Origin of the sequence: Nannocystis exedens, from assembly GCF_002343915.1 — a bacterium.
Classification (GTDB): Bacteria; Myxococcota_A; Polyangia; order Nannocystales; family Nannocystaceae; genus Nannocystis; species Nannocystis exedens.
On the sequence record NZ_NETK01000001.1, the window covers coordinates 4,055,222 to 4,078,891 of the forward strand.

The 23,670-nt window shown below is 72.8% G+C and carries 20 protein-coding genes; 10 read left to right on the forward strand and 10 right to left on the reverse strand.

All coding sequences use genetic code 11. The features are described 5' to 3' along the window. The first annotated feature begins 77 nt into the window (after nucleotides 1-77). The 6 genes from NAEX_RS15955 (at nucleotide 78) to NAEX_RS15980 (ending at nucleotide 6,513) form a co-directional block, all read left to right on the forward strand. A complete protein-coding gene (locus NAEX_RS15955) occupies nucleotides 78-1,487 on the forward strand; it encodes a DHA2 family efflux MFS transporter permease subunit (protein ID WP_245913732.1) in 1,410 nt (469 codons plus the stop codon). Between the two features lie 435 nt (nucleotides 1,488-1,922). Continuing rightward, nucleotides 1,923-3,263, forward strand: a complete 1,341-nt coding sequence (gene pcnB, locus NAEX_RS15960) for a polynucleotide adenylyltransferase PcnB (RefSeq protein ID WP_170135759.1) — start codon at nucleotides 1,923-1,925, stop codon at nucleotides 3,261-3,263. Continuing rightward, nucleotides 3,260-4,120 (forward strand): class I SAM-dependent methyltransferase, encoded by an 861-nt coding sequence (locus NAEX_RS50220; RefSeq protein ID WP_170135760.1) that lies wholly within the window; start codon nucleotides 3,260-3,262, stop codon nucleotides 4,118-4,120. The genes pcnB and NAEX_RS50220 overlap by 4 nt, the downstream gene beginning before the upstream one ends. Before the next feature lie 297 nt (nucleotides 4,121-4,417). After that, on the forward strand, nucleotides 4,418-4,987 hold the full coding sequence (locus tag NAEX_RS15970; protein ID WP_096328355.1) for an endonuclease dU: 570 nt from the start codon (nucleotides 4,418-4,420) through the stop codon (nucleotides 4,985-4,987). 320 nt (nucleotides 4,988-5,307) lie between these two features. Continuing rightward, the gene (locus NAEX_RS15975) at nucleotides 5,308-5,754 is read left to right on the forward strand and encodes an HAD domain-containing protein (RefSeq protein WP_143140603.1); all 447 of its coding nucleotides are present in this window, start codon (nucleotides 5,308-5,310) and stop codon (nucleotides 5,752-5,754) included. A 324-nt stretch (nucleotides 5,755-6,078) separates the two neighbouring features. Beyond that, nucleotides 6,079-6,513 (forward strand): GNAT family N-acetyltransferase, encoded by a 435-nt coding sequence (locus tag NAEX_RS15980; RefSeq protein ID WP_096328357.1) that lies wholly within the window; start codon nucleotides 6,079-6,081, stop codon nucleotides 6,511-6,513. A 170-nt stretch (nucleotides 6,514-6,683) separates the two neighbouring features. On the opposite strand, the gene NAEX_RS50225 is transcribed toward NAEX_RS15980, so the two are convergent. The 7 genes from NAEX_RS50225 to NAEX_RS16015 all read right to left on the reverse strand — a co-directional run bounded on the left by NAEX_RS50225 (nucleotide 6,684) and on the right by NAEX_RS16015 (nucleotide 15,370). Further along, nucleotides 6,684-9,506 carry a hypothetical protein gene (locus tag NAEX_RS50225; protein WP_170135761.1) on the reverse strand — a complete coding sequence of 941 codons (2,823 nt, stop codon included), beginning with the start codon at nucleotides 9,504-9,506 and terminating at the stop codon, nucleotides 6,684-6,686. Between the two features lie 331 nt (nucleotides 9,507-9,837). Continuing rightward, nucleotides 9,838-10,275 (reverse strand): hypothetical protein, encoded by a 438-nt coding sequence (locus NAEX_RS15990; RefSeq protein WP_096328359.1) that lies wholly within the window; start codon nucleotides 10,273-10,275, stop codon nucleotides 9,838-9,840. Between the two features lie 395 nt (nucleotides 10,276-10,670). Beyond that, complete coding sequence (locus NAEX_RS15995) at nucleotides 10,671-11,786, reverse strand: STAS domain-containing protein (protein WP_170135762.1); 1,116 nt, start codon at nucleotides 11,784-11,786, stop codon at nucleotides 10,671-10,673. A gap of 405 nt (nucleotides 11,787-12,191) precedes the next feature. Beyond that, the gene (locus tag NAEX_RS16000; protein WP_096328361.1) at nucleotides 12,192-12,710 is read right to left on the reverse strand and encodes a periplasmic heavy metal sensor; all 519 of its coding nucleotides are present in this window, start codon (nucleotides 12,708-12,710) and stop codon (nucleotides 12,192-12,194) included. A 201-nt stretch (nucleotides 12,711-12,911) separates the two neighbouring features. Further along, nucleotides 12,912-13,934 (reverse strand): cupin-like domain-containing protein, encoded by a 1,023-nt coding sequence (locus NAEX_RS16005; RefSeq protein WP_143140602.1) that lies wholly within the window; start codon nucleotides 13,932-13,934, stop codon nucleotides 12,912-12,914. Nucleotides 13,935-13,991: 57 nt separating this feature from the next. Then, nucleotides 13,992-14,465: a hypothetical protein gene (locus NAEX_RS50230; RefSeq protein ID WP_170135763.1), complete on the reverse strand. Its 474-nt coding sequence runs from the start codon at nucleotides 14,463-14,465 to the stop codon at nucleotides 13,992-13,994. Between the two features lie 56 nt (nucleotides 14,466-14,521). Continuing rightward, nucleotides 14,522-15,370, reverse strand: a complete 849-nt coding sequence (locus NAEX_RS16015) for an EamA family transporter (protein WP_170135764.1) — start codon at nucleotides 15,368-15,370, stop codon at nucleotides 14,522-14,524. A gap of 98 nt (nucleotides 15,371-15,468) precedes the next feature. On the opposite strand from NAEX_RS16015, the gene NAEX_RS16020 reads away from it, so the two are divergent. From NAEX_RS16020 to NAEX_RS16035, 4 genes are all read left to right on the forward strand, one after another. Beyond that, nucleotides 15,469-16,032, forward strand: a complete 564-nt coding sequence (locus NAEX_RS16020) for an alpha-ketoglutarate-dependent dioxygenase AlkB (RefSeq protein WP_096328364.1) — start codon at nucleotides 15,469-15,471, stop codon at nucleotides 16,030-16,032. 48 nt (nucleotides 16,033-16,080) lie between these two features. Then, entirely contained in the window at nucleotides 16,081-18,222 is a 2,142-nt protein-coding gene (locus NAEX_RS16025; RefSeq protein ID WP_096328365.1) for a hypothetical protein, read from the forward strand. Nucleotides 18,223-18,423: 201 nt separating this feature from the next. After that, on the forward strand, nucleotides 18,424-18,813 hold the full coding sequence (locus tag NAEX_RS16030; RefSeq protein WP_096328366.1) for a hypothetical protein: 390 nt from the start codon (nucleotides 18,424-18,426) through the stop codon (nucleotides 18,811-18,813). A gap of 383 nt (nucleotides 18,814-19,196) precedes the next feature. Continuing rightward, nucleotides 19,197-20,243, forward strand: a complete 1,047-nt coding sequence (locus NAEX_RS16035; protein WP_143825581.1) for a hypothetical protein — start codon at nucleotides 19,197-19,199, stop codon at nucleotides 20,241-20,243. 98 nt (nucleotides 20,244-20,341) lie between these two features. Here the strand turns inward: NAEX_RS16035 and NAEX_RS16040 are convergent, their stop codons facing one another. From NAEX_RS16040 to NAEX_RS16050, 3 genes are all read right to left on the reverse strand, one after another. Next, nucleotides 20,342-20,659 (reverse strand): hypothetical protein, encoded by a 318-nt coding sequence (locus NAEX_RS16040; protein ID WP_096328368.1) that lies wholly within the window; start codon nucleotides 20,657-20,659, stop codon nucleotides 20,342-20,344. 271 nt (nucleotides 20,660-20,930) lie between these two features. After that, entirely contained in the window at nucleotides 20,931-23,069 is a 2,139-nt protein-coding gene (locus tag NAEX_RS47900; protein WP_100792995.1) for a hypothetical protein, read from the reverse strand. A 53-nt stretch (nucleotides 23,070-23,122) separates the two neighbouring features. Next, the gene (locus tag NAEX_RS16050) at nucleotides 23,123-23,620 is read right to left on the reverse strand and encodes a cupin domain-containing protein (RefSeq protein ID WP_096328369.1); all 498 of its coding nucleotides are present in this window, start codon (nucleotides 23,618-23,620) and stop codon (nucleotides 23,123-23,125) included. Between the last annotated feature and the right edge of the window lie 50 nt (nucleotides 23,621-23,670).

The window sequence follows — 23,670 nt, forward strand, 5'->3', positions numbered from 1 at the left end:
CGACGCGGCGCGCCGCTGGTATGGGGACGGCCGCCCCGATGCTCGAAGAGCCGCGAGTCACCCGATTCTGGCCGTTCATGTTCGCCCTGTTCGTCGGGTCGTTCATGTCGGTGCTGAGCTCGAGCACGATCACGCTCGCCATCCCCGAGCTGCAGCGGTACTTCGGCGCCGAGCTCTCGCTGCTGCAGTGGACCTTGACCGGCTTCATGCTCGCCATGGGGACGAGCGCGCCGCTGACCGGCTACCTCGGCGGGCGCTTCAGCTTCAAGCGGCTGTACGTCGCCAGCCTGGTCGGCTTCACCCTCGCGTCCGTGCTGTGCGGCGTGGCCTGGGACGTGCGCTCCCTCGTGGCCTTCCGCTTCCTTCAGGGCGCCTTCAGCGGCGCCATCATGCCGGTGACCATGACGCTGATCTACCAGCTCCTGCCGCGCGAACGGCAGGCGCTGGCAGCCAGCCTCTGGAGCCTCGCGGCCAGCCTGGCGCCCGCGTTCGGGCCGACCTTCGCGGGCTGGCTTATCACCCTCGGCGACTGGCGGTGGTTGTTCTTCATCAACGTCCCGCTCGGCCTCGTCGCCGTGGCCCTCGCCGGGCGGACCATCCCCCTCTACCGCCTGCAGGTCCCGAAGGCCTTCGACCTGCCCGGCCTGCTCACCGTCATCACCGGCACCCTCTCGCTCTTGATCGCCCTCAGCCAGGGGAGGGACTGGGGCTGGACCGATCGCAGCACCGTGTCGCTGTTCTTGCTCGGGACGCTGTCGCTCGTCGCCTTCGTCGTCCGGGAGCTGCGATCGCGCCACCCGCTGCTCGACCTGCGCGTGCTCGCCAACCGCCGCTATCTCGTGACCCTGATCGTCTCGATCATCATCACGATCAGCCTGTACTCGGGCGCCTTCCTCGTGCCGGTGTTCCTGCAGACGATCCAGGGCGTGACCCCGCTCGAGACCGGCCTGATCCTGCTGCCGGCGTCTCTGGCCATGGCGCTCCTGATGCCCGTGGTCGGCCGCATGTACGGCCCGCTCGGGCCGCGCACGCTCATGACGGCCGGCGTCCTGATGATCGCGGGCGGCACCTATGCCCTGAGCCGCTTGACGCCGGAGATCTCCCAGACCTACGTGCTGGCGTGGATGCTGGTGCGCAACGTCGGCATCTCGCTGGCGATGATGCCGGCCGGCAACGCGGGGATGGAGGAGATCTCGCGCGAGCGGACCGGCCACGCGTCTTCGATCAGCAACTGGCTGCGCAACGTGTTCGGGGCGTTCTCGATCGCCGTCTTCACGTCGCTCCTGTCCCTCTTCTCGACGCGAGAGGCAGAGGCGCTGGCGATGCAGGGAATGACGGAGCGCCGCGCCATCGAAACGCTCGCGCTCGTGGCGGGCATCAACGACGTCTACCTGGTGGCCACGCTCGTCGCGCTGGTCGCCGTGCCGCTCAGCCTGGGGGTCCACAAGCTCCGCGCTCCGAGCACGCTGACCGGCGCCCGGCGATGACCCCGTGCGCGACCTCCGCCGCGCGAAGTCGACGCGCCTCGACGGCAACCTCGCGCCCGGCTCGCACGGGTTCGCTCACACCGTCGTCCGCGCGCTTCGACCCGCCGACGACCCTCGATCGGCCGGACCTGCGAAGCACTGCCCGGCCGCGACCTCCACCCGGAGGCCGGAGGCGGCGGCACGAGCGGGGCGTGCGCTCGCCAGCGACCGCACCCGAGGGCGTTCGCGCCTCGGCGACCCTGCGCGATTGCGCATTTGGCGCAGCGAAAACGCAGCCAAACCGTGAAGTTACGCAGGGATGCGGGACCGGGTCGAGGGCGCCCGGTCTCGGTCCTCCCCCGCCCGCGGCCATGCGCGAAAACGCTCAGCATCGGCTTTCCACCATCTCGGGCCCCCGGGTGTGGTAGAGGGGCGCTGCAGCACGCGATGCCCGAAGTGAAGGCAAGCAGCCCCTCTGTCCCGACGCCGCCGCGCCTTCAGGGGGCCATCTCCATTCGGGATGTCGACCCCGACGCGCTCAAGGTCGTCCGCAAGCTGGTGGCCGGCGGCCACGAGGCCTATCTGGTGGGCGGTTGCGTGCGCGACCTGTTCCTCAAGCGGAGGCCGAAGGACTTCGACGTGGCGACCAGCGCCACCCCGGAGACCATCCGCAAGGCGTTCCGCAACTGCCGCATCATCGGCCGCCGCTTCAAGCTCGCGCACGTGTTCTTCGGCCCGAAGATCATCGAGACGAGCACCTTCCGGACCACGCCGATCACCGCCGAGGACGACCCGCTGATCACCCACGACAACGAGTGGGGCACGGTCGAGGACGACGCGCGGCGGCGCGACTTCACCATCAACGGCCTCTTCTACGACACCGACGCCGACGCCATCGTCGACTTCGTCGACGGCCTGGCCGACCTCGAGCGCGGCGTCATCCGCACGATCGGCGACCCGCTGCTGCGCTTCCAGGAGGACCCGGTGCGCATGCTGAGGGCGGTCAAATTCGCCGCCCGGCTCGACTTCACGATCGAGGAGGCCACCTGGAGGGCCCTGCTCGACACCGTCGGGCACATCAGCAAGTGCTCGCGCGCCCGCGTGCTCGAGGAGATCTACAAGCTCCTGCGCGGCGGCGCGGCGCGGCGCAGCTTCGAGCTGCTCCTCGAGTCGCGGCTGATGACGGAGCTCATGCCGAGCTACGTCGACCTCTACCGCAAGCTGAGCCCGCACGGGCTGGCGGGGCCGGCCAGCAAGACCAAGCCCGGCGAGCCGTCGCGGGTGATGTGGAACCTGCTCGAGGCGCTCGACGAGTACACGAGCGCGACCAGCCAGGTCGCCAGCAACGGCGTCCTGCTCGCGGTGCTGTTCGCGCCGCTGCTCGACGAGCAGTGGCACACCGCCAGCCGGCAGGGCCTCGACCGCCTGATCGACGACCTCATGGGCCCGGTCTGCGTCAGCCTCGGCGTGGCCCGGCGCGACCGCGAGCTGGCGCGGCAGATCCTCATGGCCCACCGGCGCATGGTCGAGTCGCTCACCCGCAAGAAGCGGCGGCCCTCGCTGGTCCAGCGGCAGTACTTCCACGACGCCCTGGTCTTCCTCGGTCTCACCGTCAAGGCCCGCGGCGGCGACGGCAGCGAGCTCGGCCACTGGCAGCGCCTCGCCGCCGTCACCCAGCCGCTGCGCGTCGAGTCCGGCGACGACTTCGACAGCGGCCCGCGGCGCAAGCGGCGGCGGCGGCCGCGACACGGCGGGCCCGACGGCCGCCGTCACTCCGCCGAGCCGGGTTCGCCGTGACGAGGCGCGGCAAGGGCCCCCTCGACCCCGAGACCCTGCTGCGACTGGGCACCAGCGAGCACTACGAAGACCCCGAGCTGTACGACTTCGAGTACCGCGACCACCGCCACGACGTCGCCTGGTACCGCGGCCTCGCGCGCGACCGCGGCCCGCGCCAGCGGATCGTCGAGCTCGGCGCCGGCACCGGGCGGATCAGCCTGCCTCTGTGCCACGACGGCCACACCGTCGTCGCCGTCGACCGCATGCCCAGCATGCTCGACCACCTGCGGCGCAAGGCCGAGGGCGCCCCGAGCGACGTCGCCGCCCGCCTCGAACCTGTCCTCGGGGACATCACCGCGCTGCCGCTGCCCGACGCCGGCGCCGACCTCGTGTTCGCCCCCTTCAACGTGCTCATGCACCTCTACTCGTGGGAGGACCTGCTGCGCTGCTTCCGCGAGGCCGCGCGCGTGCTCGTGCCCGGCGGGCGGTTCGCCTTCGACGTCCTCCTGCCCGACCTCGAGTGGCTGACCTGGGACCCCGAGGAGCGCCACAGCGTCACCCACTTCACCCACCCGCGCACCGGCGCGGCCATGGTCTACTCGACCAATCACACCTACGACCCGCACACCCAGGTGTGCCACGTGCGGATCTACTACGACGACGCCCCCAAGCGCCCGCGGGCCTTCAAGCCGCCGCCGGAGCCGGTGCAGGTCGTCCACCTCGCCCACCGCCAGATCTTCCCCGAAGAGCTGCGCCACCTCGTCGCCGCCGCCGGGCTCACGCTCGACAGCCTCGGCGGCAACTTCCGCGGCGCCCGCCTCGCCCCCGGCACCGACTCGCAGTGCGGCCTCTGCACCAAGCCCTCAGGACATGTTTGAAGCGACATGTTCCTTAAAACATCTGCGTCGCCGGCCGGCGCGACGGCCCCCGCGGCCGCGTCTCGGCTGCGGGACCGATCGCTGCCCGACCCGGGGTCACCACCGACGGCCACGTTTCAGTCACGCGTTCGACAACGGTGCTGCCCGCGCGCCCGCTGGGGCCAGGCGCCCGAGCGAGGCCGGGCCGGGTCCCTCTCTCTGTCGCTCCGCGACCTCGCCTGACCTCGCCGTCCGAGCCGCCCGCGCGGGTCACCCCTTCGCCCTGCCGCCCCGGACGGCCACGTCCGAGCGTCGCGCATGACCGCGGTCCGTCGCCTCTCGAACTTGCTCGGCGTCGACGACGCTCCGTTCGCGCGCGAGCATCGGGGGGACGTGGCGATCATCGGCACCGTGTGCACCTCGGGCCGGCTCGACGGCGTCCTGCGCGGCAAGGTCCGCCGCGACGGCGCCGACGCGGCGCGCCGGATCGCCGCCATGCTGCTGGGCTCGCCCTTCGCCGAGGCGGTCCAGGCCGTCGTTCTGCAGGGCATCGCCCTCGCCGGCTTCAACGTCGTCGACCTCGACGCGCTGCACGAGGCGATCGCTCGCCCGATCCTCGTCGTCGCTCGTCGTCCGCCCGACCTCGTGAAGATCCGCGCCGCCCTGGATCGCCTCCCCGGTGGAACCCGCAAGTGGAACCTGATCCAGCGGGCCGGGGCGATGGAGCCGCTGGCCGGCGTATGGGTCCAGCGCAAGGGGCTCGGGGTCGCCGAGGCCGCCCTCTTGCTCGAGCGTGGGCGGGTTCACGGGGCCTTGCCCGAGCCGCTGCGCCTGGCCCACCTGATCGCCGGCGCTTTCGGGCGCGGGTACAGCAAGGGCCGCGCCTGAGGCGGCCCTTGCAGACCTGCCCGAAAAGACAGGTGCAATCATTCACTCCAGCAGCGCACCACGACAGTGCGTGCCCGTAAAATTCCAAGTGCCGCGCATTTCATTCGCCGCTTTTTTCGTACGGGTGGCGATCGCAGGTCGGAGGCCGCCCGAGTCGTTGCAGTGCCCACGTTCCCCGAACAGCGATGCGTGATCGAGGCCCGGCTCGGCGAGTGCCCGAGTCGAGCGTGCGGCCTGACCTTGACGACATGTCTGACGAGTCGAGCCGCGCGGATCCATGCCTCTCGCAGCCGGCCGCGCCGCGGTGCTAGCTTATGTTCGTGCCGCCCAAGGTCATCTTCCTCGACATCGACGGCGTCATGAACAACCTCTGCACGCCATCGGAGCCGGAGCGCCCCGGCCTGGCCGCGTGCCTCGATCCCGACAACGTCGCCGTCCTCAACCAGATCGTACGAGCCACCGGCGCGGTGGTGGTGCTGTCGTCGTCCTGGCGACTGTCGCTGCCGCTCGCCGAGCTGCGGGCCAGCTTCGCCGCGGCCGGCTGCGAGGCCCAGGTCGTGGGCATCACGCCTGACGTCGACGGCCCGCGCCGCGGCCGGGAGATCCGCGCCTGGCTCGACGCGCAGCCCGAGCCACCGACCCGGTACGTCGCCATCGACGATCAATTCGACATGCCCGAGCTGCCGGGTCGCCTCGTCAAGACCTGCCGCTTCCACGGCCTCACCACCCGCGAGCTCCCGCAAGTGCTCGCCCAGCTCGCCGACTGAGGCGAGCGGTCCATCGCTGGACCGCCCGAGGTCGCAACCGCCCCGCAAGGCAGCCGCGTCCGCGTCGAGAACCGCCCCGCGAACCCGGCCAGGGCCGCGTCGAGAACGACCCCGCGAATTCAGCCGCGGCCGCGGCCTCGGCCTCGGCGCCTCTGCTCGGGTCGCCGATGAACAGCGCCCTCGCCGGAGCGGTGCGAAGGCCGGCGGCGTATTCGTCGGCCGCCGCTTCGAGCAGGGCGAAACAGCCACTGTTTTTTAAAGTGCCGGCCTGCTGTGCCTGCCCGGCTGGTCGTCCGCCGCGTCGCGCCCTATTCTCTCGCCGGCATGCTGACGTACCGCGAGGCCGTGCTGGCCGACATCCCCCGCCTGCAGGTGATCCGCGCCGCCGTCCGCGAGAACATCCTGTCGAACCCCGGCCTCGTGACCGTCCCGGACTACGAGGAGCACATCCGCGGCCCCGGCAAGTCGTGGGTGGGCGAGGAGGACGGCCGGGTCCTCGGCTTCTCGTCCGCGCACCCGCAGCCCGGATCGATCTGGGCCCTCTTCGTCGACCCCGCGCACGACCGCCGCGGCCTCGGCCGCGCCCTGCTCGACCGCGCCGTCGCGTGGTTGTGGTCGCACCCCGAGCTCGACGCCATCCAGCTCACCACCGCCGTCGGCACCCGCGCCGACCACGTCTACCGTGCAGCCGGCTGGGCCGACGTCGGCCGCTCGCGCAGCGGCGAAATGATCTTCCGCCTCACCCGCCCGCCGGCCTGAGCCGACCAGCGCTAGCGACGAAGGACATGTTGTCGAGGACATGTCCTTGAAAACATCGCGTATCGAGGCCGTTCGAGCGCTCGCAGGTGCGCCCCGCCGTGACCGCCGGGGAGCGCACCGGCTTCACCTGTTTGAAAGGTCATGTCCTGCGAGACATGCCTCTCGACCGCTCACGCCGGCTTCGGCCCTGGCGCATCGTCGAGCGCATCGAGCAGCGAATCCCACTCCGCGTCGTCCGCGGCCCCGCCCGGCGCCCCCGAGAACGGCGGAGCCTCGCCTCCGAGCGCGGGCGCGACCGCAGGCGGCGCAGCCGACACGACGGGCGGAGCGACGCCGGGCGCCTGCGTCGTTGGCGGAACGAGCCCGCCGCTCGCCAGCACCAGCGGCGCCACCGAGGGCACGACCGGAATCACCGGAGCCGCGGGCACGCTCGGGGCCACCAGCGGCGCCCCCGGCCTCGGCACCAGCAGCGGCGCCACGGAAGCCCCCGCCCCTGCTGCCGGCTTCGGCGTCAGCAACGGAGCTCCCCCTCCCACCGGCGCCCCCGGCGCTGCTCCACCCGTCCCGGGCAGCGCCGGCGACGGCGACGGCGACTTCGGGGCATCGATCGGAGGTGCGCCCGCCCCCGGTACGATCGGCGCGGCGGGAGCAGCAGGGCTCTTCGCCGTGACCGGCGGCGGGCCAGGCGAACGCGGTCCGCCCACCGGCAAGCCGCCGGTTCCCGGCGGCTTCGCCAGCGGCACCGAGAACGCGGGCGGCGGCTTCACCGCGGCTGCCGGCGACGGCCCGGACGTACCCGGCCGCCCGGCCGCGGCGATCGGCCCCGAAGGCGGCGCCGACGAACCACCGAGATCCCCGAACAACGACCCCGCCGGCGGCGCCCCGGCAAAAGGCCGCGGCGCCGGAGCCCCGGCTCCCGCCGCAGGCTCGACCGGCGGAACCGGCGGCTTCACGGCATCGCCGACGACATTCATGCCTGTCTCTTCGACCCTGTCCCGGCGACCAGCCTCGATCGCCGGTCCGGACCGGCCGTCCCCACGCGCAGCCTCGCCGCTGCCGTCCCCGCGGACAGCTTCGCCCGCCTCGGCGACCCGAACCGCCTCGCTCGCCCGCACGCTCTCGGCGACCCGGCCCGCCGTCTCTTCCGCCCCGGAGAGGCCGACAGCCGCGCCTTCCCCTTCGCCGACGGTGCTGTCCCCAAGGACAGCTTCGCTCGCCTTGACGCTCTCCGCGACCCGGACAGCCTCGCCGCCCCTGTCCCCAAGGACAGCCTCCGCGGCTCGCACGGCCTCGCTCGCCTTGACGCCCTCGGCGCCCCTGTCCCCGAGGCCAGCCTGGCCCGCCGTCGCGCTCTCCGCGGCCCGCAAAGCCTCGCCCGCCTTGACGCCCTCGGCGCCCCTGTCCCCGAGGCCAGCCTGGCCCGCCGTCGCGCTCTCCGCGGCCCGCAAAGCCTCGCTCGCCTTGGCCGCACCGGCGCCCCTGTCCCCAAGGCCAGCCTGGCCCGCCGTCGCGCGCTCGGCGGCTCGCAAAGCCTCCCCCGCCTTGGCCGCACCGGCGCCCCTGTCCCCGAGGCCAGCCTGCCCCGCCTTCGCCCCCTCGGGGCCCGTCGTCGGGCGAGCCACCGCCGGCTTCGCCTCGGCATCTGCCCTTCCGGACCTGTCCTTCAAGCCAGCCTGGCCCGCCTCCGTCCGCCCCTGGACCGCGCCCTTCACCTCGGCCTTGCCCACCGGTCGGCCTGCGCCGCGCGCCGGCGTGCTCGTCACCACCCGCTGGGTCGCGCGCCGCTCCGCCTTGGCCGCGCGGCGGGCCGCCCGTCGCTCCTCGCGCCGGACGTTCCGCTTCCCTCGCGGCTTGTCTGCCTCGCGCTCGGCCGTTCGCTCCTCGTCGGCTCCCGCCGGCAGCGCCAGCACCACCCCGCCCGCGGCCGCCGGCGCGCTCCCCGGACCCGCCTCGGCGGACCGCGCCTCGCTCGTCGCCGCGCTCGCGACCGCCGGGCCCTTCGCGCCCGTCGCGACCGCCGGCCCCTTCGCCCCCCGCGCCGCCCCGCTGCTCGCCGGCTTGCCCGCCTGCCCCTTCGGACCTGCCCCTGGCGATATGTCCTTGGAGCCATCCTTGCGCTCGCCCGCCCGCGCCTCGAGCTTGCGCGCCCGCTTCTCGCTCGCCTTCACCGCCGGCCGCAGCAGCCGGCGCGCCCGCTCGACCAGCGCCTGCGCCAGCCTGTCGGGCCTCGCCTCGAGCCCCGCCTCGGCGCCGCGCAGGGCCGACAGCGCCGTCTCCGACGCCCCCGCGCGCTGCTCGAGCAGCGCCCGGGTCGCCAGCACCCGCGGCGTCGCCCCGAGCGCCGCCTGGGCCGCGTCGAGCAGCGCCCGGACCTCGTCGGCCCGCGGCTTTCCGGCCAGCAGCAGCGCCGCGGCCAGGTGCAGCCGATCCCACGGCCCCAGCGCCTGTCGCTTCACCAGCGACTGCAACAGGTCGCGCGCCTGCTCGGGAGCGTCGGCGATCAGCAGCGCGTGCGCCTGCGCCGACACGATCGGGGCCGGCGGATCGCCGATCACCCCGGCCAGCCGCGCCGCCTCCGTCCATGCCTTCGCCGACGCCCGCCCCTCGCCGCGCACCAGATGCAGCCGGCCCTCCTGCGCGGCCGTCCACGCGAACGGCGCGAACCACCGCACCCGCCGTCGCCCGCGCAGCGCGTCGAGCAGCCCCGGCGCCGTGCTCGGCGTCGCCGCCAGCACCGCCCGCTCGAGCGGACCGAGCAGCCCCTGCACGATCACCGGGAACAGCGCGAACCACAGCACCGCCCCCGCGAGCAGCCCCCAGAACACCGGCCCGCGCGGCGCGAAGATCAGCGCCCCGGCGATCGCCGCCATCGGCACGTAGATCCGCGCCGCCGCCGACGCGACCGGCCGCTTCGAGCGGAGCCACAGCGTGGCGGGCAGAGGGGTCCGCACGGGCTCGGGCGGGGCGGCAGAGGTCGAGGCAAGATCGCTCACGGAGGCCAATTCCAGGGCGAACTTGCCCCAACACCCCCGGCGTACGCAAGCGCGCGTCTCCCGTTCGTTTGCGCCATCGCGCCACCACCTCTCGCTTCGGCCCGCTCGGCGCGGACCCCTTGCCAGCACGCCGATGCTCCCTCGCACGCCCAGGCTCCCGCTCCTCCGCTCTCGAAGCGGCCCCGTCGCAGCGCTCGCGCCAGCCCCCACCCGCGAGAACGTGCCCGCGCACGAGTCACGATTCGGCGCTCTCACGGACCCGCGTCATCAGCGACCGCGCGATTGCTGCGAGTCCCACCGCACGTTCGTCGCCGGTGCGTCCGCCGTCTCGTCACGGCGGCGCGCAGATGTTGCGACTCTCGCTCCCGCCGCCCGACGAGCGGCAAACCGCGCCCGGGCCGGCGTGCGTGAAGCAATACGCCATCGGATCGGCGTCGAGGCGCGCATCGTCCTCGCAGCTGACCCAGCAGCGCTTCGTCTGGTCATTCGTCAGCGGCGTGCAGACGTGGCCGATCCCCGGCATGCACTCGCCCTCGACCGCGCAACAATCCTCGTCCGTCTCGCACGTGTGCGTGCAATAGCCGTCCTCGAACTGGGTCTCGCAGAAGACCGTCCCGAGCAGCGCGTGCTCGACCTCGCGATAGCAGTCCGCCGCCTTCGCGCACAGCGCCCCGGTCGGCTGTTGGGCCGGCGGCGGCTCCTCGCAGGCGAGCCCGAGGATCGCCGCGGTCAGCGTGCTCGTCAGCCACCGGAGCCTCGCCCTGCGCATGCAGGCGAAAGGCTAATCCGCCCCGCGGACCCTGCCAGGCCGCATCCGCGGACACTTCTCGTAATCGCGCCAGCCCCCGGACGTCCCCTCGTTTCCCAGCGGACTCATGCGATTCTCCGTCGCCCGGCGGCATGCCGCGCCGCTCCCGCGAATCCCGCGAGCGCCTGAACACCGCCCCGTGCGCGCGCCCCGTGTCGTCTCGATCCCCCGGGCCCTCGCGGTCGGACGCGCGGTACCTTCGCCGCCGTGCAGCCCAAGCCCGGCCTCGCCCTCCTCGCCGCCCTCGCGGCCTGCGGCGACGGCGGCGCGGTCATGACCGAAGAAACAGGTTCGCTGCGGCGAGCCGCGAGGCGAACCCTCCGCGGCTCGCAGTGCCGCGACGACCCCGGCGCGCCTCAGGAGCGCGGCCGCGACGGCCGGAGGCGGGCGATGCAGTGCGTGAGGGCGTCTCGGAGCTTGCCGAACACGGCCACGCGCGTGAGGTCGACGCCGAGCGACACGATCGTCTGGGCGATGGTCGGATGAATGCCGGTGAGGACGCCCTCCGCCCCGAGCAGGCGGATCGCCTGGATCATGCGGATCAGGTGGCTCGCCGTGCCGGTGTCGACGACCTCCACCCCGGTGAGGTCGAGGATCGCGAACCTCGCCCGCGTGCTCGTGACCGCCTGCAGCAGGTTGTCCATGATCTCCGCGGTGCGGACGGTGTCGATGAGGCCGACGATCGGCAGCGCCAGCACGCCGTCCCACACCTCGATGATCGGCGTCGATAGCTCGCGGATCACCTGCTGCTGCCGCTCGATCAGGTCGAGCTTGGCCCGCAGCTCGAGCTCGTTGCGCCGGGTCTCGGTGACGTCGAGCGACACCGTGATGACCGACAGTTCAGGGTCCTGCAGCGGGATGCCCCAGGACAGCCAGTGGACGCCGTACACCTCCGACGGCACCGCCGTCTGCATCTCGCCGTTCATCGCCCTGCGGGTGGACTCGCCCGACTCCGTGCCGCCGAACAGATCGAAGTAGTTTTGACCGACGAATTGATCCGGAGTGAGCCCGACGGTCCGGAGCGCCTTGCCCCGCTGGGACACGAAGATGCCCTGCTTGTCGAGCGAGCACACCACGAGCTCGAGGTTGTCGAGGAGCGCGGCGAGCATCATCGAATCGACGCCGCGCCGGCGGAACTCTCGCTCGCGCGCGGTGATGTCGTGAGCGTGAAGCGTCGCGCCGACGACCCGGCCGTCGGCCTCACGCGTCACCTCCCACCACGCCTCGAGGTACAGCTCGCCGTCGGGCCGGGCGACCCGCAGCACCTCCGGCTCCTCGCTGTCCGCGACGAGGAGCCTCTCCCATGCCTCGGGCTCGTCGACCACCGGGACCAGCTCCCCGAGGGGGCGACCGGCTGCTTCGCCGGCGCTGACCCCGAGCACGCGTTCGGCTCGCCGGTTCCAGCCGATGACCCGAAGAACGTCGTCCACTTCGACCACGACGCGAGGAGCGTTGTTGCTGCGATCGTCCACGCAACGAGGATACCCAGACCCTGAGGTGAAGTACTCGTCCGCGGTTGCGGAAATTTCCGGGTGAACGAACGTGTGCACACGTCACGCACGCCCGGCCGCGAGGGACATGTAGGCCGAACTCCATTTCGCCGTGCATCTGGCCCTTGAGCCAGATCGGCGCGACGGCAGCGGCGCCTGAACCCGACGTCGATCTTCGGAGGTCGAGACGGCGGCACAGGTTCACCGCGCCGAATGGCGGCACTCCCGACTCCTATCCATGATCGATGCACCCACCCGGGCGCGCACGCCCGGGCCTTCCTCGTCGATCCTTCCAGCGGATCGATCGAGGCCGGCGCCGCGGATCGCTCCGCAGGAGGACCCGCGGCGAGCAACGAGCCGCGCGGCGACCCGCGCGGCTCACCGCGTTCACAGCCGCACGAGGCCGGTGCGCAGCATGTACACGAAGCGGCGCCGCTGCTCCTCGGCCAGGAGCGCGTGGATCTTGCCCACGGCCACCTGCACGGCCTTCTGCACGCGTTCGGCCGAGCGCGTGCGTTCAGCGGCGATCTGCGCCGCGGCCGCGTCGTCGAACGTATCGGCGGCCAGCAGGTCGGCGTAGCTGCCGCTGGTGCGGCGGAGGTCGAGCTCGGCCTGGGCGCGCTCGACCTTGAGGCCGTCGAGGATCACCGCCAGCTCGCCGACCTGTCGCTCGTCGAGCCCGAGCTTGTAGGCGAGGAAGCGCAGCGGCCGGCGCACGCCGAACGGACCGCCGCCCCAGAAGAAGCCCTCCGGGCCGCCGCCCTGCTCGCCACCACCACCGCTCTCGTCATGGTCGCCGCAGCGACCTCTACCAAAACCACCACAATGGACGTGCTCGTGCCCGTAATGCCGAGACGAGGCCACCCGGCGCGCGAACCCGCGCCACGCAGAGAACCAGGGATGCATGATTTTCGCTTTCTGCCGGGGCTCTCGCTCCCGGCGCTGTCCGGACCGCGCGGGCGACCTGCCTCGCGCGTCCTCCGAGTATTCGGTCCGGGCCTGCGGCTGTCAACCGGCGCCGCCGCGGAGCGCCGCGAGCGGAGCGCCGGGCCTCCGCACGCGCGGGCGCCGGGCGAGCGCGCGGCCTGCGAATCGCTCACGCCGATCTCAGCCGGGCGCGCCGGGCTTGTACCACTCGAAGTCGTTCGGCCACACGAAATTGTTGAAGGCCACGCTGATGCTGAGGTCGAGCGCGCGGACGTGGTGCCACCAGCCGACCGGCAGGAACAGCGCCTCGCCCGGCAGCAGCACCTCGTCGAAGCCGAACGCGCCCGCGAGCTCGGGGCTCGGCCGCTCCGGGTCGAGCGTGCTGTAGACCCCGCGGGCCGCCGCCAGCAATTGCGGCTGGTCCGGCGGGTACAGGCGGAAGCGTTTGCGCCCGACCACCTGGAAGAACAGGATGTTCGACGTGTCGTGGTGCAGCGACGTCACCGTCCCTGCGGGGCCGAACCACAGCGCCCCGCAGCCGGCGCTGCGCGCCGCGTCGAAGTAGCCCGCCGGCAGCGCGACGTCGTCGAGCAACCCTGCGAGCCCCGGCCGGGCCAGGTTGCGGTTGTTGGCGATCAGGTACAGGTCGTTCGTCTCGCCGGCCATGAGCACGCGATCGACGTAGTCCGCCAGCGTCGTCCGTCGCACGTGCTGCTTGAAGCGGACGTCGGGGTCGTCGTCCGCCGCGCGCCCGATCGACATCTCGATCTCCGCCGACCCGAAGCGCGCGCGCAAGTCCGCCGGGCTCCAGCGCGAGAACGCCGGCCAGCGCGGCACCACGTCGGTGAAGATCACCGGCGTCCCGGTCGCCCAGTAGCGGGCCAAGAACTCCCCCGGCGACGGCAACGCGCGGCGCTCGATCGCCGGCGACGTCGCCCGCAGCGCCCGCCGCAGCCGGTTCACCAGCGCCTCGCGCCGCAGCCCCGCCGTGGCCGCCCGCGCCCCCGCCAGCTCGGGTGACCGCCGCGCCCGCGCCAGCGCCCCGGCGATCGCCGCCTCCGGCACGCCGCGCTCCGCCAGCGCCGCCCGGATCGCCGCCTCCTCGGCCCCGCGCAGCAGGTTCTCCGCCAGCCACGCCCGGTACGCCGGCGTCAGCGACGGCCGCCCGCGCCGGGCCGCCATTTTGACTGCTCTCAAAGTCATGTCCTCGAGACCATGCCCTTCACGACATGCCCCTGGCAGCATGTCCATCCGTACACGTCACGGATCCGGCCGCGGCGCCGGCATCGGCGGGATCGCCGTCGTCCCGTCCTCGGTGGTCGTCCCCGTCGTCTCGCCCCCGGTCGTCTGCGGCGGCGGCATCGGCGGCACCACCGTCGTCCCGGCGGTCTCCTCGGTGGTCGTCCCGCTCGTCTCGTCCCCGGTCGACGTCGGCGGCGGCATCGGCGGCACCGCCGTCGTGCCCGTGCTGGTGGTCGTCGTGCCCGTCGTGCCCTCGGTCGGCGTCGGGGGCACCATCGGCGGGATCAGCGTCGTGCTCGCCGACTCGTCGGCGGTGGTGGGCATCGGCGGGACCGTCGGGTCGTCGGTCGCCGTCGGCCCGGGCATCGGCGACTGCGTCGTCGCGCTGGCCGACTCGCTGGTCTTGTTCTCCTCGCCGCAGCCGGCGGCGCCGAGCGTCACCGCGATCAGCGTCGTGCGCACCAGCGCCGGCCCCGGGGGCAGCGGCGTCAACCTGGGAAGTTTAGGCTCGGTCATTTCCGTCAGCACACGCCGTTCGCCGCGGGCTGTCAAGCCTCGCCGCGGCGGGCCGCGAGCGCCGCCGCGAGCACCATCAATCCGCCGCCGATCCCGAGCCGCAGCAGATCGGCCTGTTCGCCGAAGATCGTCAGCGCCACCAGCACGCCGAGCGGCACCTTGAGGTTATTGGCCACCGCGAGCGCGCCCGCGCCGACCTGCACCGCCCCGCGGTTCCACAGATAAAACCCCACCCCCGTGGCCAGCACCCCGAGGTACGCGAACACCAGCCATTGCGTGCTCGACAACCGCGCCAGCGTCGCCCACCCGCCGCTCATCGTCGTGGCGGCCACCGTCACCGCCACGCCGCCGAGGTACAGCAGCGCGATCACCTCGCGGTCGCGCAGCTCGGTCCGCTCGCGTCGCAATCGCCGGTACGCCGCCTGCCCCCACGCGAAGCACACGCTCGACAGCTGCACGAGCAGAAACCCGAGCCACGCCACCCCCGCGCCCTCGCGGTGCTGGATCACCGCCGCCCCCGCGGCCGCCATCGCCGCCAGCGCGACGTTGACGACGTCGAACCGTCGCGCCTGGGCGTCGCAGATCAGCGCCACGTACAGCGGCGTCAGCACCGTGTACAGCACCACCTCGTGGGCGGCCGCGAACTGGAACGCGGTGATGTAGCCGACGTACATCAGCCCGTACTGCACCGCCCCGATCACCAGCAATCGCGTGATCACGCCCGCCCCGAGCCCGCGCGTGCGCAGCAGCGGCAGGAACAGCGGCAGCGCCAGCACGAGCCGCATCGCCGCGACGAAGTTGGGATCGAGGCCGCCCAGGTGGCGCTTGATCAGCCCGAAGGAGAACGCCCAGAGCAGGGTCGCCGCGAGCAGGGAGCGCATGGCCTGGCCGCCATCCCGCAACTTCCGCCCGCTTGCAAGCCCGGCCCACGCGCGCAATTGCACGCGGCGGCGGGCGCGAGCGCGTGGCAGCATGACGCATGTCCGTCGCGGTCCCCGGCCTCCGCCTCGTCCCCGAGTGGATCTCCGGCGAACACGAGCGCGACATCATCGCCGCCGCCGACGCCCTCCCGTGGGACCACGGCCTGCGCCGCCGCGTCCAGCACCACGGCTACCGCTACGCCTACCGCGGCCGCAAGGTCGACGCCGCCGAGCCGCTCGGGCCGCTGCCGCCGTGGGCCGCCGAGCTGGCGGCGCGGCTGTGCAGGGAAGCGCTCTTCACCTGTCCTCCGGACCAGGTCATCGTCAACGAGTATGTGCCCGGCCAGGGGATCTCCGCCCACATCGACTGCGTCCCCTGCTTCGGCCCCGTGGTCGCCTCGCTCAGCCTCGGCAGCGGCGCGCCGATGGAGCTGTCGGACCCGGCCACGGGCTCGCGGGCCGCGGTCTGGCTGCCGCCGCGCAGCCTCCTGGTCCTCGCCGACGACGCGCGCTACCGCTGGCGCCACGCCATCCCGGCGCGCAAGCGCGACCCCGATCGCGGGCCACGCGGTCGCCGGCTGTCGCTGACCTTCCGCACCGTCCTCCGCGATCGCCGCGGCTGATCGCGGTCCCGAGACCACCTCGCGGGTCCCGCGTTACACTGAACCATCGTGCCTGCCGCGTCCCGGTCGTTCGCCGTCGCAGCCGCCCTCGTCCTCGGCCCCGTCGTCGCCGCCGGTCCGGCCCGCGCCGACAGCCTGCACATCGACGTCCAGTCCAACCCGGAGCGCAACTTCACCCCGGTGCAGGAGCTCTCCTACGAGGCGATCGTCGCCGGCGTCGACGGCTACAAGGTCGACCTGCGCCTGCGCGTCGCCCTGCACAACGCCAGCAAGCGCCGCCAGGACGCCGTCCTCAGCCTCGCCCTGCCCCGCGACGCCGAGCTCGTCGGCCTCGCCGTCGCGCGCGACGGCACGTGGAGCCCCGGCCGGGCCGCCGCCGTCGCCGTCGAGCCGGCCCACCGCGCCTCCGGCACCGTGTTCGCCCGCGCCCTCGCGCCCGCGGTCGCCGGCGACCTGCCCGCGGCCGAGGTCGTCGTCTTCAACCTCGACCCGGAGACGACCATCCAGATCGAGCTGCAGCTCAAGGTTCCGCCGCGCCTGCGCGCCGACCGCTGGGAGCTCGAGCTGCCGGGCCGCGGCGACGACCGCTGGGGCCTCGCCCCCGAGCGCCGCGTCGTCGTCCAGGGCGCCCGCCCCGGCGACGCCCCCCGCTTCTGGCTCGACGACCGCGCCAGCGACGGCGCCGCCTTCTTGCTGTCGCGCCCCGAGGACAGGTCCGTCGTTTCATGGCCTTATAAACATGTCTCAAAGGACAGGAGTATCCTCGACGGTCACCTCGAGCTCCTGCCCGACCCGACCCCGCCCGGCGTGACGGCCAGGAGCGGCCGCTTCCGCGCCTACCTGCGCCTCGGCGCCGCCCCGCCGCCGCGGCCCGACCACGTCGTCGTCGTCCTCGACCGCTCGCGCAGCACCGCGCCCGACCTGCACCGCGACGCCTTCGCCGCGCTCACCGGCCTGTTCGACGAGCTGCCCGCGCAGCTCACCTTCGACGCGATCAGCTTCGCCCGCACCGCGCGGCCGCTGCTGGAAGGCGACGAGTTCCCGAGCGTGCGCGACCGCGGCGCCCGCGACCGCGTCGCCGCCGCCCTCGACGCCGGCGCGCGCGAGCAGGGCACCGACCTCGCCGCCGCCCTCGCCCTCGCCGGCCGCCGGATCGCCGCCCGCGGCGCCCGCCGCCCGCTCGTCGTCGTCATCACCGACGGCATGCTCCCCGCCGGCATCGGCGCGCAGCAGATCGGCCATGTCTTTTCGGACAGCTTGACGAAGTCGACCCGCCCCGAGCTGCTGTTCATCGTCGACGAGCCGATGATGCTGCGCGGCGGGATCACCCCGCAGCACCCGATCGCCGGCGTCGCCACCGCGCTCGGCGCCCGCATCAGCCTCGAATCGCTGGCCCAGCACGCCCGCCGCACCGGCGGCGAGCCGCCCGAGGGCCTCACCGAGGCGCTGCTGGCCGCCCCCGCCGTCCTCTCCGACCTCGAGCTGCAGCTCCCGCGCCGCGCCACCCTCGACGAGCCGGCCCCCGGCGGCCTCGTCGCCGGCAACGTCCTCGTCGTCCGCGGCAGCTACACCGGCGCCCCGCCGACCATCGGCGTGCGCGGCAAGCTGGCCGGCGTGCGCACCAGCCGGACCCTGCGCGCCGTCGCCTCGCGTCCGCCGCCCGCCGCGCTGGTCGCCTCGTTCGGCCTGTCCGACCTCGACCGCGCCGCCGCCGACGGCTTCACCCGCCCGCCGTGGTTCAACCTCAATCAGCAGCGCGTGGCCCGGCTCGGCATCACCTGGGCCGGCCGCGGCAACGGCGACGAGCGCGGCTTCCTCGACGAGAAGATCTTCCGCAACTACCTCGGGATCCGCGTCTTCCCCCGCGCCCGCGCCTGCTTCAACAAGGCCCTCGCGCGCGACCAGCAGCTCGGCGGCAAGGTCGTGTTCGAGATCGAGGTCGGCAAGGGCGAGGTCATGCTGGCGAAGGTCGACACCGCCGGCCTCAACCACCGCGAGCCCGGCTTCGAGGCCTGCCTGCTCGAGGCCGCCTGGGCCCTGGAGATCCCCGCCGGCCGCCTCGACGACCAGATCTACCGCCTCCGCTACCCCGTCGTCTTCAACCCGCCCGCCGGCGGCCGCCCGGCCATGGAAGACGACCCCCTCGGCCCCGGCACCGTCGAGCTCCTCCTCGGCCTGCCGAACCGCTGAAGGCTCGAAGAACATGCCCCACTGGACATCTTCGTCGATACTCGCGGTCCACCGGATCCGTCCACCTCGGTTCGCAGTCCGCTCGGCATGCGCTGCGCTGCTCGCCGGCATCTGCAGCGGGTGCGCCGACGACAGTGAACCCTCCGCGCCACCGACGGCTTCGCGTCGCGTTTCCCGGCCTGTGCAAAATACATCGACAGCGTGAGCTCGTCGGATCTGGAAGCGTGCGCCCAGGAGCTCGCCCCCGCGTGCGAGGCCCTTCGCACCCGCGAAGAGTGCGACGGGTTCATGCGGCTCGACGGCACCTTCGATCCGGCGGGAGTCATCATCCTGTGCTCGTGGGCCGACCATTCCTTCGTCGCCTCGAGCGAGGGCCCGACGTGTAGCGGCGCCGTGTCCTCCCGTTGCCTCCCGGGCCGCTGGCCCGGCTCAGGGGGGCCCAGTTGCGTCGATCTTCAGTGGGACAACTTCCGCGACCTCGGCAGCGGGCAGGTCGCGGTCGCCGACGTCGCCTGCGGCGTGCTGCCCATGGGGCATACGTCCTGCTTCTCGGCCGAGCGCCACGCGGCCTGCGGCTGCCCGCACCCATAATGTTCGACGGCGCGACGGAGAGCAGGCGACGCCTGCAGGCTCCACGCCTGTCGCCTCTCTGGCCGGCCCATCCCTCGCCGTGAGCCCGGCCAGGCGACGAGCCGCTGCACGCACTGGAGCGCGCGTCGCTCCTCCGGTGCGTGGCCTCTCCGCCGTGAGCCGGCTCGGCAGCCCGGAATTCCTCGCCGCCGGCCCCATGGGGCGCCCCGGGGCCGCCCTGCGACCTCGCCCCCGGCACCTCCGCCCGGCCCACGGAACTCCACGACAAAATCGAGGCACGTCGGTTGCTGAGGCCTGCGACCGTCCACTCCCGCCTCGACGATGACGGTCATCGTCGGCGCGCGAAGCAGACGAGATCCGTCGTGAGGATGAAAGAGGAAATCATGAACAAGTTTAATCTACTGGTACTCGGGGCAATGGTGATCGGGCTCTGCAATTGCGGCGACGACGACCCGAACACGAGTGAAACCGCGACACCGCCGCCGAGCCCGTGTGAGCTCGACTTCGCGGACTGCGCGCCGGACATCTACAATTTCTACTGTTGGAATCAAGGTCCGACCAAGAACCATCACGTGATCGGTGGCATGACGATCGAGCCCGAGTTCTATAACGCCTGCGTCTACGTCGACCCGTCGGTCACCTGGGACACAGAAGTCAGGGCCGCGTGCAGCGCCCGCTGCGAGAACTCCGAACCCGGGTTCGTGTGCAATCCGATGAACTTCTCCTCGGTGGAACCTCCCGACAATCGCCAGACGTGCGAGACGGCATCGACGATGAATGCGTCGGTGATCGAACAGACGCTCGGAGCCCCCGCCGCCGCCGCCGCCGAGGACCTTCCGTGCGAACTGGGGGACGACTGCCTCGATTACTTCAGCCTCGCGGCCCAGCAGGCGCTCAGCACGCCGCCGACCTCCACGGTCCGATACACCGCGGACACCTTGCTCGAGACCGTGCCCATGGCGTCGCTCATCATGGTGCAGGGCAACGCCCAGCCCACCCCGGCGACCCAGACGCTGTCCGGAGAGGCCGCGTACACGGCGTACAGCTGCGGATACGACGCTTGTCCGATCTACCTCCCTCAGCTCGATCTGGCGGCCAATGGGGCGTTCTCGGCCACCATCTCGGGGGGGCCCGTCGCTCCGACCGTCACGAAGACGTTCACCGACGTCGAGATCAGCCTCAAGCAGCCGACGATGGGGATCTGGCTGCCGAACTTCGACTACGTGATCTTCCCGCCCGACTCGCTGGTGTTCAACGTGAGCGGCCTCGTGTCGGGCACCGAAGTCGCCGGGGAGAACGGGCGCTACATCGGGGAGCACATCGTCCGCGGCTACGTGTTCGGCACGCTCGACGGCGGGCTGTCGCTCTCGGCCCAGGGCGAGCACTCGCTGATCGACTTCGACCTGTACGCCGAGTTCGCCCCCGAGTGACCGGCAGCGACGCCGGCACGAGGCCCGAGCCGCGACCAGGCCGTCCGCCGCGGGCCGAGAGCCGGCCCGCGCCGGGCACTCGCGCCCTGCGGCGCGGGCTAATTCAAGGTGACCATGTCGACGCACCCGAGGTCCATCGCAACGCGATAGCAGCTCGGAGAATCCGGCCAGGCCGGTTCATCGAACCTCATCCGCAAGCACATCGTGGGGTCCTGCGGCGAGATCCGCACCTCTGCGTACTTTCGCCCGGACTCGGATGGATACGAGCAGCCATGCCATACCTGGTCACGGACTGCTTCGGCGGCGGACCCCTGGGCTTCGGGCTCGGCGAACGCCGCCTCGGGGCCTGCGGACGCGGCGAAGAGGCCGAAGCACGCCGCCTGGATCGGGTGCATGAACGCGTGGATGATCGACATCGGCTCGACTCCTCTATCTTGTGATTTGTCCGGGATCGGCGAGGCCATGCCTGCAGGGACCGACGGCGTGCGAACGATGTATCGCTTGACCGTGCCGTCCAGCGAACGACCACGAAATTGATCGCACCATGACCGGCCGCCCGGTCGAGCCCGGATGCGCGCGCATGATTCGATGCCCTGGGCTGGCCTCGCGCGCCGGATCGACGGTCTGGGCTCGGCGCCGAACCGGCGTCCCTTCAGCCTGCACAGCCCGCCTCGGGGCGACGCGCCATCACTCCCCCGCGCGCACGCCGAGCGCCCGCTCGACGTCGCGGACGCGGATCTCCTGCAGCTCCTGCTCGACGCGGCCGCGCTCCTCGTGGATCGAGTAATCCGTCTCGACCGCCGCCAGCCCCTCGCCGATGCGCTCGATCGTGCGGGCCAGCCCGCCGGGGCCGAAGTACTGCCCGCCCTCCGTCTCGAGCCCGTCCGGCGTCTCGCGCAGCTGCACTGCCAGCGTCCCGAGGCTGTCCGCGGCCGCCAGCGCCACCTCGACCCGACGCCGCTCCTGCGCCTGCTCGGCCCGCTCGATCTTCCCGTCGAGCCGCAGCCACTCCTTGAGCCGCACTTTATAAGCGGCCGACTGCGGCACCTTGTCGATCGCCTCGTGCGCCAGCGACGGGAACCGCCAGTAGGGCTGGTTCTGCGACGGCAGGTAGCGCGCGCTCTCGTGGTGACGGCGGGCCATGAACATCCCGACCAGCAGCGCGTGGTCGAGCAGCAGCGACGCCGCCGTCCCGGGTGCCGTCACCACCGGCCCCGCCTTGGCGAGCCGCGGCTCCCACGCGCGCGCCGGCCCGCGCTCGACCTGCTGCGCGAACTTCGGATCGGTCGAGATCGTCAGCGTCGAGCCGACCAGCGCCACGTGGACCTCGCGCCACGTCGGCACCGTCACCACGTGGCCGCGCGACTTGCCGCGCTTCACCTTCAGCCCGGCCAGGCCGAGCGGCGAGCTCGGGATCTTCGCCATCGTCACCGCGACGAGCGCCGCGGCCGTGACCGGATCTTTGAACCCGAGCGCGAGGTTGAAGCCGAGCTCCGCCTTCCCGCCGCCGCGGGCCAGCGCGTTCACGTCCTTGCTCGTCAGCGCGAAGCTCATTGTCCCGTCGAGCAGCTCGAGCGCCGCCTTCGGGTCGCCGCCGAGGTTGCGCTGCAGCTCCGCGGACAGCCCGTCGACGCTCTTGCCGAGCGTGCGCAGCAGCGAGTCGAGCGCCGCGAGCCCCTCGCCCACCGCGAGCGTCCCGCCGGCGCCGAACAGCACCCGCTCGCTCGCTGCCGTGATCGCCAGCGGCGGCGCCGACCCGGCCGTCACCACGCGCCGCAGCGGCGCCGACTCCGGCACCTGCACGCGCGCCGTCCCGACGATCGCCTCGGGCGCCAGCGACAGCTCCAGCGCGATCGGCCCCAGCGGCCCGAACACCGCGCTCCACAGCTCCTGTTCGCGCCGTCGTCGCTCGCGGAATTGCGTCTCGGACGCGCGCTGCTCGGCCACCACCTGCTCCCACCGCGCGACCTCCTCGGCCGTGCCGCCGTGCTCGCGCAGCCGCTGCAGCTCCTGCTCCGCCCAGCTCGCGACCCCCTGGTCGTCGATGCGGCGGGCCGCCTCGATCTCCGCGCGGATCATCCCGCCGACGTCGATGAACGCGACAAGGTCGCGCGGCGCCGCCGGGCCCATCGCCTCCTGCCACCGCCGCGACGCCGTCAGACCGCGGGCCGGGTCGACGCCGGCCAGCTCGCGGGCGAAGTCGTAGGGCGCGAGGTTCTGGTTGCCGACCATCACCACGAACGCGAAGTCGTCGCGCAGCACCAGTTGATTGCGTGCACCTGGCTCCTGGGCCAGGACGATCCCGCGGTCCTCGTAGACCGACTCGAGCGAGCCGCCGAGCTTCGCGCCCAGCCGATCGACGAAGCTGCGGAAGCGGTCGGGGTCGGTCAGCGAGACGAAGTAGCAGATCGTCTCGCTGCCCGCGTCGAGCAGCGCCACGCCGAGCGGCCGCTCCGGGTCGACTCCGATCTCGGGCCAGCGCGCCGGGTCGAGGAAATTGTGGCCGAACGACTGCTCGAGGTACGCCCCCGCCTGCTCGTAGTACGGGCGGTACCTCTCGAACAGCGCCGCCCCGTCGACCACGCGCAGCAGGTGGCGCACGCTCGCCGCGCTCACCGCCATACCTGTCCTTTCGGGCAGCAGGTCGATCGGCGCCTGCGCCGGCGCCACGACCTGGGGCGGCGCGGCGTTGCGCGACGTCGTCGCTGCGGGCGCCGTCGTCGACGCCGTCGGCGACGCCGTCGCCGTCTCCGGCTTGGGTCGACAGCCGGCGGCGACGAGCCCCGTCGCCAGCACCGCGGACCACAACGGCGAATACGAGCGCATATCCCATCCTAGCACCGGGTCGACGCGCCGGCGTTCGCCCGCGCGCCCCGGTCTCACGGCGACGCCGGCACCCGCTCCCACGCGTCGTACTTGGCCGCCGGCTCGGGCCCTGCGAACACCTGGATCGCCACCAGCGGCTCGGGTCCGTTCTCGAAGCTGACGAGCGCGCCCGGCGGCATGTAGATCGTCGTCCCCGGGCCCACCTCGTGCGATTGGCCGTCGATCATGAACTTGCCCGAGCCGCTGAGGATGTGAATGTACTCCTCGGTCGGGTCGCGGTGCTCGGGCACCTTACCCCCCGGGGCCATCTCGAGCTTGCCGAGGAACGCGTTCTGGCCCCGCGCGAGCGCCCAGATCTGCGCCGCCCCGCCGCCCTTCTGCCGGTGTTCGGCCTGCGCCAGCGACGTCACCGCCGCCGGCAGCGGCGGCGACTTCGGCGGCTCCGGCTTTGCGACCTCCGCGGGCGTCGGCTCGCTCTTCGTCGTCGGCGCGCGGTCGCAGCCCGCGGTCATCGCAATCAGAAAGAGGATCGCCGAGCCGGTGCGTGACATCGCGCCGCAACGTATATCACGACGCGTGCGCCTCGCAACGGCGCACCGAG